3 protein-coding genes are annotated in these 14,647 nt (G+C 61.6%); all 3 read right to left on the minus strand.

What is annotated here, in order from left to right; genetic code table 11:
* Positions 1 to 327: 327 nt before the first annotated feature.
* From FBY03_RS02250 to FBY03_RS02260, 3 genes are read right to left on the minus strand one after another with little or no spacing between them, the layout of a single operon-like run.
* On the minus strand, positions 328 to 618 hold the full coding sequence (locus FBY03_RS02250; protein WP_147170577.1) for a hypothetical protein: 291 nt from the start codon (positions 616 to 618) through the stop codon (positions 328 to 330).
* Positions 611 to 12,883 (minus strand): hemagglutinin repeat-containing protein, encoded by a 12,273-nt coding sequence (locus FBY03_RS02255; RefSeq protein ID WP_147170578.1) that lies wholly within the window; start codon positions 12,881 to 12,883, stop codon positions 611 to 613. The genes FBY03_RS02250 and FBY03_RS02255 overlap by 8 nt, the downstream gene beginning before the upstream one ends.
* Positions 12,884 to 12,934: 51 nt before the next feature.
* The gene (locus FBY03_RS02260) at positions 12,935 to 14,626 is read right to left on the minus strand and encodes a ShlB/FhaC/HecB family hemolysin secretion/activation protein (RefSeq protein WP_147170579.1); all 1,692 of its coding nucleotides are present in this window, start codon (positions 14,624 to 14,626) and stop codon (positions 12,935 to 12,937) included.
* Positions 14,627 to 14,647 lie beyond the last annotated feature (21 nt).

Genomic DNA, 14,647 nt, shown 5'->3' on the forward strand with positions numbered 1-14,647 from the left:
TTTCTCTGGGGCGGGTTACCGCCAGGGCGGTACTGGAAGCATTACCACCGCTTGATCCATATGGGTGACTGGCGCGACTCGGTCGTAGCCACAAATGAGAAAACGGGTTCGATCGGTTCAACTGATCAGGTTTAGCAACGGGAACACCCTGCTGTTAAAAAAGCAGGGCGGGTAGGCTTTGGATCTTGACGTAGGACCGGCTAATGGGTGTCCCCTTTTTCCTTCCATCCTGGGCATAAATAATCCTCCATCCTTAGAACCTACAAGCCTAGCTCAGCTTGGAAAAATAAATCTGTCCCCTTTTTTCTCTGCCCCCTTTTTTCTCTTTTAACTTTCATAAGCTGGCTTTCCATATTTGGCCAAACTATAAAACTCAAAATACTCTTCCTCCACATCAGGAAGATAGTCCCTAGTCATTTTCTCGAAATGCGGAATATCATCAACTGGTGAAATTGAGTCACTAGCTAGAACTTGCTCAATAATTTCTCCTAGCTCACCACTCAAAAACTCAGCGGCCATCGGATCTTTTGAATTACAAAGAGCTAATTTCAGTTTTTCAGCACTATTTTTTAACAGCCTAACTTGCTCTTGCGTGAACATTTTCTCAGACTTATTCATTTCCGTACACCCTAAGAACATCTACCTTTTCAGGGACGCTCCAGTTTTTTAGATTGGGAACAATAGTTTGGCTTGCGCCACCTTTAGCGGTGTAACCGCCCTCTTGAATCTCAGCAACTTTACTTTCAAATACAACAGGCCTTGTGCCTGGCCTTGGCTTAATGGCGTACACATCGTAGCTGCCTACAAAATTCTTATAGGGCAACCCTGCCTCTTGTGCCAACTTTTCCGGGTTATTTTTGAAATACTCAACTTCCGACTTCGTAAAGTAGTACGAAGAACGGCCTGGCACATTATTTGCCGACACAAACTTATAGAGGGCTTCACCTTGATCAATATCACGCTTTATAGGAACAGTTGAGCCCGACTTAATATTTCCGTCAGCTAAATTTTTTGCTAAATCATCAGATAAGTCTGCAGCTTTATATTCACTGTATAAATCAGCTCTAACCGATTGAACTGAAGGCAAATCTGGATTAACTCCTTTGGTATTAAAGGGTGAACTTGATGAAATTAATGGTGTATTTAAACCTGCCTCAGCATCGGCAGCGCCCGCATGCGTCCCAGAGTTTGCCGTACTGGTTGTGCTGGCATTATTCACTGGACCAGTTGCTTTTGCACCATCTCCTGCAGCCGCCTTACCAACACCTCCAACCCGATTCAGCGCTACAAAATTCAACGCAAACTCAGTTGCCCACTGCGCATCAACCTTAGCAGCCGCCTCCGGATTACCCTGCAGTTGATACAGAAACGCCTGGGCATCCGCTTCGGTCTTCGCTTGGTTAAAGGCTTTAAGCAATTCATCCGGTTTGGAAATACTTTGCAGCGTGCCGTTAACCAGTAGCGAACTAGTGCCCGTAAAGTCACCCACTAAGCTCTTGCCAACACCGTAAAGATTGCTTGCCGTTTTGTCTACCGCTGCACCTGTACCTTGGGCCGCACCCCACAGCCCTGGCAACACACCGCTACCTGAGTAGTAATTCAGATACTTCCGGTAAAAGTCATTCTGCGCCCATCCTTCAGGGGTATAGCTCACTAAAGAATCTGCATTCACCAGCGGGTCATAGAAATCCGTATGGTTGAGCTGGTAGTTCTGCAAAAGTCGTAGAGTTTCAGCAGCCGTATAAGGCCTACTCAAATCAATAAGCATTGGCACGTCGCCTTCTGCGGCGGCGACGTCATAGCGGTTTCCAAGCGGAGCCAGGGCGATCCCTAAATGGACCAAGGTCGACGAATCGAATATTTCGCGCCCGGCAATGGTTTGCTGCCAGTCAGCATCCGTGTAATAGGCAAAGACGGCCGCTAAACGACGAGTCGCTTCCTCCTCACTGATGCCTTTCTCTTTAGCCAGCACCTTGGCTTGTTTCTCGATGAGCATCCGCTCATCCGGATGCAACTGCCGGTTATACAACTCCACCCCGGCAGCACTGTTGCCTGCCGCAACTTGCCCGGTCAGACCACCACCAGACCCCGCCGCAACGCCCATTCCGGTCGCGATCAAGGTGGCGACGGCCTTGCTGTCCGCCTCGTTTAGCCCGCTATCTTTCAGCGCGTCACCAATCGCTGGCATCAAAGCGGCGGATGCACCAGCACCCAGTGCACTGCTCGCTACACTGCCACCGGCCAAGCCCTGAATGGCGCCGGCGGTGGCGTGCAACAAGACGCGTGCAATCCCGCCCTCATCCCAGGCGGCCTTGCTCGTTTCATCCGTTGCTTCGCTATGCTTCTTGTCCGCGTAGTCGCCGATTTGGTTGAAGGTATCGGCGGCCGTGGTGTTGGCCACAATACCCTCCGAGGTGCCACCGCCCGTGCCCCCCAGGCCGGCGGCCAGTAGACCGGTGGCGATATCGGCGAACAAGCGCTTGTCGCCGCCAACGTCCCACTTCTTGGCGTCCTCGATGGCAGCGTTTGCCGCGGCGACATCCTCTAGCGACCCCGTTTTGTCCGCCTGGGTGAACTTCTCCTGCGCGGCCTTCTGCTTGGCCTGTGAGATGGTCGAAACCACGCTCTGGCCCAGCGCCACCGTGCTCTGGATCAGGTCCATGCGCTCTTGCATGGCTTTTTCGTCCGGGCGGTCGAGTAGCTGGTTGGCACCGGTGGTATTGCGGCTCAGACCATCCAGGTCCTGTGCGCCGGCGGCGCTGCGCACCTCGATAGAGCCTGGGCTGATGGCACTGCGTGTAGTGCTGCGGTCCGAGTCTTCCAGCGCCAGCGGCAAACCGCCACCCAGCGAGGAAAGCGCTTTAATATCTCCATCTTCGCCGCCCTTGGTGGTACCGCCGGAGCTATAAGACACGCTCAGGCTAGCGGACTGGCTCTCGATCTCGCTGCGATTGCGGATATCGCTGTGTTCCAGGCGCTCGGTGCTCAGGCGATTCTTATCCGCCGCTGCCTCGCTGGCGATCACCGCCCCGTGCAGGCGGGTGGTATCGGCAACGCTGATGTCATAGCCACCCTGTCCGGCATAGATACCGCTCTGTTCGGTCACCGCCTGGTAGAGGGTGCTGGTGTTACCCGCGGCCAAACTCCCACTGGCCGTGACGGTGGCGCCGTAGCAAAACGGCGGTACGCAGATGCTGCCGCCGAACCCGGCGCTCTTCTGCTCATTGTTACTCTTGGCTTCATCCTGGCGCGAGACGATATTCAGGTCACCGCCGATGGCGGCTTGCACGTTGTCGGCACGGATCTGCGCGCCGGCCAGGGTAGTGTCCTGGCCACTGACCAGTAGCAGCGTGCCGGTATCCAACGTGCTGTTGACCTGAGTCAGTTCATGACCTTTGCCGGTACCAATGGCCGCCTTCGCCCCCAGGTCGAGGGTGAAGCCATTCTGCTGACCGATATTGAAGCTGGCGCCGATGCTGGTGCGGTTGGTCTTGTCATTGTTATCCCACTCGCTGCGGTTTTGTGCGCTCTCAAGAATGACGTCGCGCTTGGCCAGCAATTGGGTTTCCGCGGCCTTGAGGCCGCTGCCGATGACGTGGATATCGCCTTGCGTCGAAGCTTCGGCACCAGAGGCCACGATGCTGAGCGAGCCACCACTGCTGAGGTTCGACTGCTTGACCTGTTCGCTGCTGTACTCACTGCTACTTTTACTTCGCGTGTGGGCCAGTTCAGTGCCAATCTTGATCAGCGAGCCGCTGCTGTTAGCGGGTTTGCCGTCGGCAATATTCGCCGCGGCGCTGCTCCCTTGCTGCACGGCCGAATAGGCTGACAGAAGTGCCTGGGCTCCCTTGACCGCCTTGAGGCGGTCATCATCGGCTTCGCTTGCAGCCTTCGCACTGTCGTAGATGCTCTGCACCGTATCGACGACTGTACCGCCCACCACTCGTCCAACCGCTAAGCTGTTTGAACCACTCTTGCTGCTCTGTTTGGCCGTTTCAATACCGGCGGCAATGGTGACGTCCGACGCGGTCAGGGTCATGTCCTGAGTGCTGACAAGATCGCTGGCGATAACGCCAATCTTGCGTCCGGCGGTCAGCGTCACGCTGCCTTCGCTCGAGCCGAGCGTACTGCCGGTCAAGGTGACTTCTGCGGCCTTGCTGTTGCCCTTCTGCTTGCTGATCGACAGATGCTGGTTGCCGGTAATGTCGTCTAGCCCGAGATTGTTGGCCGTCGCAATGCCGCTCAGATCACGGCTCTTGGCCTTGTATTTCTCGTCTCGAGTAAAGGTGTTGGCGGCAGCGTCAACCGTAAGATCGCGACCGGCGAGAATATTCAGGTCTTGAGTACTGACCACTCCAGAGGCTGTTATCTGTACATCGCGGCCGGCCTGTACGTTGACGTTGTCGCCAGAGATCAAGCTGCCGACCGCCTGAGTCTGCGACTCTGTGACCTCGCGCTTTGCCTTGCCGGACTTCAGCCCGCCCCAGCTGCTTTTGCTAGAGCTGCTGGCGTGCATGGTCGCTGTGCTATCGAGCACATGCCCGATCCGAATGTCATTGGCCGCCAGCAAGCTGACATCGCCGGTGCTCGACTCGACTGCGCTGCCCTTGACATTCAGGTCATGCCCGGCGACCAGCACAGCACTGCCGGCGACAATACTCGAACCCACTGCACTAATGACTTCGCTTTCATCCAGCGTGCTTTTTTTACTGCTACTGCCAAACGAACCGCTCTTTTTCTTCATTTTTGAATAGAAGCTGTAGTCACGATTCGACTCTGCTAATAGATTCAAATCGTTGCCGGCATAGAGGTAGGCTTCGTCGCCGGCTTCCAAGCGACTGGCGCTCACGGTGAGGCCTTTGCCCGAAACGATGGCCAGGTTCCCGCCCGCCTCAATCTCGGCTGCTTGCTGGCGTACCTGGGCATTCTCTTGGTGAATCTTCTTTTTGCTTCTGCTGTAGCGGTACTCGCTGCTGCTTTCGTTGGCCGCCGCCGCGATCACCACATCACGCCCGGCAGCCAGGGCAATATCCCCACCCGCCTTGACCCTGCTGGCGATTACCGCCAGGTCCTGGCCGGCCTCGACACTGAGATCACCGCCAACCTGCACGCTACTGGCGTGCTGAGTACCGCTGGAGTTGCTCCAGAAGTGGCGCTTGTCCTTGCGCATCCGGCCTTGCTCTTCGGTCGCAGAGGCGATGACCACATCGCGCCCGGCGGTCAGTTGACCAAGCCCGCCAGCCGAGAGCACACCGCCAATGTTCTGGATATCGCGCCCGGCCGACAGGCTCAGGCCGTTGCTCGCCTCGATCCGCGCGGCGCTGTCGACCACGCTGCTGAGCTGACTGAAGTCCCGGCCGCTGCGGCGCTCTTGAGTGATGCTGCGCTCGTTGAGGATATCGCCGGTCAGGGCGATGGCACGGACATCCCGACCGCTGATGATGCCACCCTGGGCATTGCGGATACTGTCCGTGGCGAGCAGGGACAACCGCTCATTCGCCTGCATCAGCCCACTGTTGCTGATGTTATTGGCGGTGATATTGAGGTTATTGCTGGCGCGCAGGGTGCCGGTATTGATCAGCTCGCCGCCGGAGATCAGCGCTACATCGCGGCCCTGGATCAGCGCGCCACTGGGCGCCAACCGGCCCTCGGCCTGGGCCAGGTAGAGCACCGGCACCAGCACCTGCTCGCCGGCCACCTCGTACTCTTCCATCCAGACGATATCGTGGGTCAACGCCGCGACCTGCTCGGCGCTCAGAGAAACACCCACAGACAGATTCAGCGCCTGCTTGCTGGCGATGGCGTTGTCCATCAGGTAGCGGAACATCGCCTCGTCGCTGTTCATACCGGCGAGGAAACGCTGGCCGGTGCGGGCGACGATGGCCGCGCGGATCAGGCGTTGCTCGTAGAGGCCATCGCCCAGACGCTTCTGGGTGTTGTCCGGGGTGTAGCCAAGTTTGCCGAGCAGGTAGTCGGAGCCGAGGAACTGCTTGAGGCTGGTCAGCTCGGGGTTGGTTTCGATCAGATATCGATGCGGTTTGCTCGACGCATTGACGCCGGGCAGGCCCGCAACGGTTTGCACGGCCTGCCCGGCAACGGCTGTATGTGTCGCACCGGGCGTTGATCCGTTCTGGGTCGTAATGCTGAAGGCACTGCCTTGGCTGCCAGCGTAACCCTGGGTCCGTTCACTGTCGCCAACGCTCACGCCGCGCGCGACCTGGATGTTGCCGCCCGCTGCGCCTTGAACGCTGCTCGCAGCACTATCGACGGCGCTCTGCCCACTTAGGCGGAACAGGCCGTTGTCGCCTTGCGGTAGGCTAAAGCCGGGCAGGGTCAGGGGGTTGACCTGTTGCTGTTGCAGATCTGGGGGTAGCTGCGGATTAAGCTGGACCACAAGGGTGGTGCCGGTGCCTTGGGCGGCTGTATCAGCGACTCGATTAGCTCCGCCACTTTGCAGGTGATCCTCACGGACCACGCTGTTTTCCAGGGTCTGCGCCGCCTGGATCGAGACATTGCCGCCAGCCTGGATGATCGCCGCCGCGCCGATACCCGTATTGGTCTGGGTCTCGATATCGCTGACCAGAGTGAAGCTGTAGAGCGCGCCCGGTACCTCTTTGGGCAAGGGGAGGGCGTTGTAGGGGTTGATATAGTTGGCGCGAAAGCGCTCGTCGGTGCCGTCGGTGACACGCCCGGTATTGAATCGCCGTACGCGCTCGGCATTACCCAAGGCTGCACCGGTGTTTGCCAGGGTAGTGGCGCTGATCACTATATCGCCAGCGGCGGCCAGGCTACTGTAGCGATTGACGATGCTGCCGCCCTGAATAGCGAGGTCGCCGCCGCTGTATATTTGCGCGGCCGCGGAGTCCTCTTCCACCGTGGTGTCGAAACGTTCAGTGGCTACGTAATCGACGTTGTGATGGTCCCCGCCACAGTCATAGCAGACCACATGGATAAAGCCGTAGGTTAGCGTTTGGCCCGTTGAGAAAAGCTCTTTACGGTTGCTGAACACCGCCGCGCGAAGGCTCATGTCACCCAGCGACTCGATGCTGCCAGAACGGTTCTCCAACAAATCCAGCTGATTGCCGGCGTCATCCTTGGCGATGCTCAATTCGCCCAAGCTATAAATATCGGCCTTGAGGTTGGTGAGGCTGCTGCTACGCAACGCCATGTCCGCGCCACTAAAGATCAGGCCGTTTTCATTCAACAAGGTCGGCGCGTACAGGCTTAGTTTTTCTGCACTGCCCAGGGTGGCGTAGTTATTCAAGGTGCCGGCGCGCGCCGTCAAATCGCCGGCCGAGGTCAGTTTGCCGCGATTGCTCAGCAGGCCGTCGGCACTGACCGTGGTCAGCCCACCGCCGACGATGCGCGCGCTGCTGGCGAGGTCGATGCTGGCGGCGCTGAGGCTCAGAGCGCCGAGGCTGCTGAGCTGACCAGTACCGCTGTAGGCACCGCTGAGGTTCAAGCTGAAGTCACCGTCGCTGGCCAGCAGGCCGTCATTGACCCAGCTAGTGCCAGTGCCGATGAACGATTGGCTGGCCAACAGTTGGCCGCTGGCGGTCTGGGTGAAGCTGCCGATGCTCAGCACCAACTGGCCGGCTTGCAGCACGCTGCTGTTCACCCAACTGGCGGCGCTGATGTTAAGCAGACCGTTGCTGATCAGGCTGCCGCCGGCCTGGGTGACGTTGGCCGCCGAGAGACCGAAGCCGCCGCTACCCAGGTGCTGAATACGCCCGTCGCTGTTGTGCAAACTGCTGACGTCCAGTTGCAGGTCGGCGTTGGCGGTTTCAATCACGCCGTCTTGGTTGTTCAGCAGACTGCTGCTGCCGAGGTGCGTGGTGCCGGTCTGGCCCAAGGCGCGCAGGCTGCCATGTTGGTTGTCGATGCTGGCGGCGCTCAGTTGCAAATCGCTGGCGCTTTCCACAAGGCCGTACTGGTTGTTCAGGGTGCCGGAGAGGCTGAAGTCGATCGCGGCGGCAGCCACCTTGCCGCCCAGGTCTTGCGCGGCGCCCTGGTTGTTGAAGTCGCTGGCGATGACCTTGAGCAGCTGGTGCGCATAGAGGCCACCGCCCTGGTTATTGAAGGTGGCGCCGGTAGCAGTGATACGAGTATCGCCGGCCAGGGCTGAGAGATGGCCGGCGCGGTTGTCGACGCCGGTGGCGGTGATCTCCAGCGCCTGCGCCTGGGTGGTGCCGGCGTCGTTGTCGAACAGCCCGCTGCTGACCAGCTTCAGCCAGCCGGTGAGGCTATTGAGCACACCGCCACTGTTGTCTACTGCGCTGGTTTTTTGCAGGTCGAGGTTGCCGGCCTGGCTCTCGATGCGCCCGCCCTGGTTGTCCAGTTTGCCGTCCAGGCTCAGCGTCAGGTCTTGCTGGCTGCTCAGCACGCCGCCGTGGTTGTTCAGGCTCTGTGCCTGGATGGCGAGGCTGCCCTGTTCGCTGAGGATCAGGCCGTCGCCGCTGTTGTTCAGCGCACCGCCCGTCAGCACCATGTCGAGAGCGTTGCGCGCGGCCAGGGTGCCGCCGCCCGCGTTGTTCAGGCTACTGCCGGTGATGCGCAGTAGATCCTGGCTGATCAGGCTGCCGCCCTGGTTGTCGATCGCTGCGGCCTGGAGCAGCAGCGGGCCGGCGCTGGCCACCTGACCCTGGTTGGCGTTGCTCAGTTTGTCGATCAGGCTCAGGGTCAATGCTGCCGCGCTGGACAACTGCCCGCCGCGGTTGTCCAGGCTGGCGGCGGTCAACAGCGCCGCCTGCTGGCTGCTGATTTGCCCGGCCTGGTTGTCCACCGCGCCGGCCGTTGCCGTCAACCTACCCTGGCTGTCGATCAAGCCGCCGGCGTGGTTATCCAGCGTGCCCGTGAGGGTCAGGTTGAGGTCGCTGGCGCTGGAGACAATGCCCTTGGCGCTGTTGTCCAGGCTACCGGCGATCACCTCGAGTGCGCCCTGGCTGACCAGCGCGCCTTCGTCGCTGTTGTTCAGCGCGCGCGTGGCGCCGCTCAGTTCGATCTTGAGCGCACCGTCGCGGCTGGACAGGGTGCCCTTGGCACGGTTGTCCAGGTTGCCGGCGTTCACCGTCAGGCCCTGCCAGCCGGAGACCAGCCCGCCGCCGGCGTTGCGCAGCGTGCCGCTGCCCAGGTCGAGGCTGAGGCTGCCGGCGCTGATCAAGCGACCCTGGTCGCCGTTGTCGATCGCGTCGGCGTTGAGGCTGTAGCTCTGGTTGCTGGAGACTTCGCCCGCGTCGCGGTTATCCAGCTTGCCCAGGTTGAGCACGGTTAGCGGACCCGTGGCGGATATCAGCCCGCCACGGTTATCCAGGTCGCCGTTAAGCAGGTTCAGGCTGACCCCGGCTTCGCCGATCAGCCGCCCCTGTTGCTGAATCAGCTTGGCCACCGTCAGGCTCAGCGCCTGCTTGGCCGAGACTTCGCCGCCCAGTGCGGCGAGATCGCGGCTGGAGTCGAGGCTGTCGGCACTCAGGCTGAGGCCGGCCGCACTGGTGATCAGCCCAGCGTCACGGTTATCGACGGCGGCCGCGATCAGGCTCAGCTGCTGCTGACTGCTGAGCACCCCGCCGCGGTTATCCAGGTCGGCGCTGGTCGCATTCAGGTTGGCCTGGCTGGCCAGCGTGCCGCCTTGGTTATCCACTGCGCCGCTAGCCAGCGTCAGGGCGCCGCCGCTGGCCAGCAGGCCTTGGGCGGAATTGTCCAGCGAGGCGCTGTCGACAGTCAGCACCTGGCCCGCGGAGATCAGGCCCTGGTCGTGGTTGTCCAGCATGCCGGTCAGCGTGACCTCGAGATCACCCTGGCTGGCCAGCACGCCGGCGCCGGAGTTGTCCAGGCTGGCGGCGGTGACGCTGAGCGGGCCGACGGCGGACAACACACCCTTGAGGTTGTTCAGCAGCGCCTGGGTGATCTGCAGTTGCAGTGCCTGGCCACTGATGATGCGGCCGGCGCTGTTGTCCAGCTCGCTGGCCTTCAGCACAAAGCCCTGGGCGCTGGAGATTTCACCGCCAGCGCCGTTGTCGACCCTGCCCAGGTTGTGCAGCAGCAGGGCGCCGGGCGTGGCGATCAGGCCCTGATCGCGGTTGTTCAGTACGCCGCTGTTAAGGTCGAGGGTCAACGCGGTTTCGCTGACCAGCTCACCGCCGCTGTGCTGGTCGAGGCCGCTGGCGCTGACGTGCACGCTGCCTTTACCGGCAATACGGCCCTGATCGTGGTTATTCAGCTGACCCGTTACCAAGGTCAGGCCGGCGTCGCCGGTGATCAGGCCTTTTTGCTGGTTGTCGAGCTGGCCGGTGACGATGGACAACGCCTGCTTGGCGCTGATGACGCCGCTTGCGCGGTTGTCCACGCTGCTGTTACCGATGCTCAACTGGCCATCGCTGATCAACTTGCCGCCGCGGTTGTTCAGGCTGCCCCGGTTCAGGTCGAGCAGGCCGGCGCTGGAGAGTAGGCCGTCGGCGCTGTTGTCGAGGCTGGCGGCGCCAACCGTCAGGCTGCCGCCACTGATCAGCGCGCCCTCGCCCTGGTTGGCCAGAGCCCCGGTCAATTCCACGCTCAAGGTTTGCTGGCTGCTCAGCGTGCCGCCGCCACTGTTATCCAGGCTGTCGCCGATCAACACCAGGCTGTCGCGCCCGGCGAGCAGGCCTTTGGCGTTGTTGAGCAGGCGCTGCACGGTCAGTTCCAGCCCCTGAGCGCCGATGATGCTGCCGGCGCCGCTGTTGTCCAGCAACGCAGCGGGCTGCCCGGCAGTCGCCTGCAGGCGGACGCTGGCCTGGCCCTGGGTGGAGATTTCCCCGGCAGCGTTGTGCAGGCTGTTGCTGGCCTGGATATCCAGGCCCTGGGTCGCGGCGATCAGGCCGCCCTGGCGGTTGTCGATACGCTCGGCGACAAGGGTCAGTTTGCCCTGGCTGAGCAGTTCGCCGGCCTGGGTCGAGGCATCGCCCTGCTGCTCCAGGCTGCCGACTGTGACCTTGAGGTCGCCCTTGGCGGCCACTTGCCCGCGGTCGCCGTTCAACAGCTCGGCGGCGCCAACCTTGAGGGTGCCGTCGGCGACCAGGGTGCCCTGGCCACGGTTATCCAACGCCTGATTCAGCTCGACGCTGACGTCCGCCTTGCCGCTAACCAGACCGCCGTTGCGGTTGTCCAGGCTTTCGCTGGCGAGGCTCAAGCGCTGGTCGGCGACGATGATGCCGCCCTGGTTGTTCAGCGCGGCTTGGGTAACCCTCAGGCTGCCCTGGCTGGACAACACGCCGGCCTGGCTGTTATCCAGCGCCTGTGCCTGCACGCTCAGCGCGCCCTGGCTGAAGAGGACGCCTTCGCCATGGTTGTCCAGCGTCTTCGTCACCGTGGCGGTCAGGTCGCCCTGGCTGCTGAGGGTACCTTTGCCGCTGTTGTTCAGGCTGCTGGCGGTCACCTCCAGCTGGCTACCGGCGGCGATCAGGCCGCCGCGGTTATCCAGGCTGTCGGCGCCGACGCTGACCTTGGTTTGGCTGGAGATTTCCCCGCCCTGATTGTTCAGGCCGGCTCCAGCGGTGACGCTCAAGGCCTTGTCGCTGGCGAGCAAGCCGCCAGCGTTTTCCAGCTCATCGACGCCGATGTTCAGCGAGCCCTCGGACAGCACGCGGCCATTGCCGTTGCTCAGCGTGGCCGCCTCGATCGTGGTCTGGCTCTTGCCACGCAGGGTGCCACCCTGATTATCCAGCGCCTGAGAGGTGTCGACGCTGAGTGCACGGCTGGCGAGCACGCTGCCGCTATTGCGCAGGCTCTGGCCGCTGAGCGCGACATCGCCGATCAGGTTGCGGCTGTTGTCGGCGTTCACCCCGGCTTCGATCAGGCCCTGGTTGTCGAGCTGACCACCCTGCAGTTCGATGCGCTGGCGTGCGGCCAGGCTCTGGCCCTTGGCCAGGCTGAGCGCACCCTGGGTCTGTACCGCGACGCTGGCACCGGCATACGCCTTGCCATTCAGCGCCAGGCTGGCGGCCTTGAGCTGCAGGTTCTGGCTGGCGGTCGCCTGCGCCAGGCTCAGCTGGCCCTTGGCATCGATGTGGATATCCCCGGCGCTGGCGGCCATGTCGCCGGCCAGTTTCACGCCCACGCCCTGCTCGGTGCCGATCAGGCGGATAGCCCCGGCGTACATACCGCCGAGGGCGGAGCTGTCGATGGCCAGCAGGGGCTTTTCGCTGTCGTCGGCGGCCTTGGCGGTGACGGCGAGGTCGTCGGCCTTGACCTGGTTACGGCCGGCGATGACGTTGAGCTGGTTGGCATAGATCTCGGCGTTGATCTTGGCGCTGCGGGTGATCAGGTCGAACTGGTCGACGTTGCTGGCGTTGAGGCCCTGGCCCTGGATGGAGATCTGCCCAGCGTCGACGTCGAAACGCTCCAGCCGGCCGTTCTCCAGCAGCGGCTTACCCGTGCTCAAGGTGACCCGTGGCGTGTTGATAAAGCCGCAACCGTCGCAGGTGATCCCGTGCGGGTTGGCGACCACTACATGGGCGCCCTGCCCGGCCACTTCGGTATAGCCCTTGAGTTGGCTGGGATTGGCGCCATTGACTTCATTGAGGATCAGGTTGGCCGCCTGGCCCTTGAAGTTGGGGTTACCGAGGATCAGCCCACCGAGCTGAGTGGCTTGGGTCTGCGCGGTGGCGTTGTTGAGGATCAGCCCCTGCTGGCCGACGTTGTAGTCGCTGAAGCTGTTGTGCGACAGGCCGCTGCCATTCGGCGTGGCAATGTTGACGATGGGCACGCCATTGCCGGCCTGGTCCAGGCTGGTGTTGCCGCCCGCAGCCGCATTGACCGTCACCTGCGCGGCGGTGCTGATGATCGGATTGAGAAACAGAATACCGATCAGCACTGTGGCAACGTTTTGGAAAAGCGGGCTACGAACGTCCATGTTTTACAACTCCAACCAGCACGGCATTAAGCAGAAAAGAATCAGAAAGAATCAGAAGAACAGATCGACGCGGAAATACAGCGGATGCTCTTGTCGCTCGATGGCATCGGGCCGTTCGAGTGATTGCGCGAGGGTCAGCGAAGCGGCCAGGTGTTGGCCACGCGCGCTCAGCTCAAGCGCATTGCCGCTGAGGCGGCCACGCAGTTCGCGGTTGTGGCGGCCGCCGTGGATCGCCCCGACGTCGTAGGCCAGCGCCACGCCGTACTCTTGAACCCAGGGTTGCAGCGGCGCCCAACTGACCGCACGGCGCCAGCGCAGCTGGTTGCGCCAGTACCCGCCAGAGTCGCCGGACAGGGACTGCTCCTTGAACCCGCGTACCGAAGAGAGCCCGCCGATGCTGATGCGTTGCGGGCTGAACAGCACATCCTCGCTTTTCTGGCCGCTGAGCAAGCTGTCGAAACTCAGGGACTCGCCCCATAGTTGGAAGGGCTGCAGGTAGCTCAGGGTCAGGCTGTACTTGTTGTAGTGGGCGACCGGCTCGCCGCCGTGCGGATCACCACTGCGCTGCGCGTCGAAGGCGCCAATGCCCTGCTGCCAGCCGATATCCGCGTTGACGAAGGCGCTGCCGATGCGTCGGCCGTGGTTGAAGCCCAGTTGCGCCTCGGACAAGCGCTGGCTGGAGACGTCGATCAGATCACCGAGGATAAAGTTGCGTGTGCGCAGGTGGCTGACGCCGAAATTGACCGCGGTTTTGCTCAGGCTGTCGCGGTGCAGCACGCGTTCGGCGCGCAGGGCGTGGGTCTTGCTGTCGCCGTCCAGGTCGAAGGCGAAGCCATTGGCCTCGTTGAGGGTGCGGTAGTAACTCTGGCTGTAGCTGTAGGTGAAGCTCCACCAACCGTAGGGCAGGCTGTAGTTGAAGCTCTGGTTGTGCGAGTGGCGAAAGCTGTCGCTGACCGCATCACGCCCGGCACGCAGGTTCAGCTGATCGGCCAGACCCAAGGGGCTGTCCCAGTCCAGGCCCAGCCCCCACTGCTGCTCGCCGGTGCTGGCCTGGCCATCGTTGTGCCGCGCCAGGCTGACCCGCCAGGGCTTGCTGCGCTGGCCCTGCAGTTGCACGCGGCTACCGCCGACCTGCTCGCCGGGAATCAATTCCAGCTGAGCCTGGCGCGAAGGCAGACGGTTGAGCTGCTCGACCAGCTGCTCCAGCTCGCGCAGGTTGAGCACGCTGCCCGCCTGCCCCGGAAAACTCATGGCCAGCTCGCGCTCGCTGGCCAGTGCGGAACTGTCCAAGCCTTCGAGTTGGCCCTCGACCACGATGACGTCCAGTTCGCCATCGGCCAGATCCTGCTGCGGCAGATAGGCGCGGGTGGTCACATAACCACGAGCGATGTAGTGATTGGTGATGACTTTGAGCAGTTGGTTGAGTTGCCCGACACCCAGGCACTGGCCGGCGAACGGCTGAAAAATGGCGGTTTGGTCCGCTTCGCTGAGCAACGAGGCGCCCGTCAGGCTCAGCGTCTGAATCTCGAAACAGCGCTCCTCCGCTTCCACGGCTTCAACGGGTAACTGCGCGGCCTCAGCCGGCAGTTGTTGCAGTTCCTCCAGGCGCCGCTGCTGCTCCTGCAGCAGGCGCTCCTGGCGTTCGCGAATCAGATCACGATCACCCGCTGTTTGCTCGCTGGCGACAACCGGCGCAAGAAAAAACAGCAGCCATACGGCCAAATAACTACCACGAGGCGCCATGCCTTCAGTCCTTTGAGTAGC

Origin of the sequence: Pseudomonas sp. SJZ079 (assembly GCF_007993865.1) — a bacterium.
Taxonomy (GTDB): domain Bacteria; phylum Pseudomonadota; class Gammaproteobacteria; order Pseudomonadales; family Pseudomonadaceae; genus Aquipseudomonas.

Bases quoted from the DNA above. Each gene is read 5' to 3' on its own strand.
- FBY03_RS02260 (WP_147170579.1), bottom strand. From the start codon at position 14,626: ATGGCGCCTCGTGGTAGTTATTTGGCCGTATGGCTGCTGTTTTTTCTT.
- FBY03_RS02255 (WP_147170578.1), bottom strand. From the start codon at position 12,883: ATGGACGTTCGTAGCCCGCTTTTCCAAAACGTTGCCACAGTGCTGATC.
- FBY03_RS02250 (WP_147170577.1), bottom strand. From the start codon at position 618: ATGAATAAGTCTGAGAAAATGTTCACGCAAGAGCAAGTTAGGCTGTTA.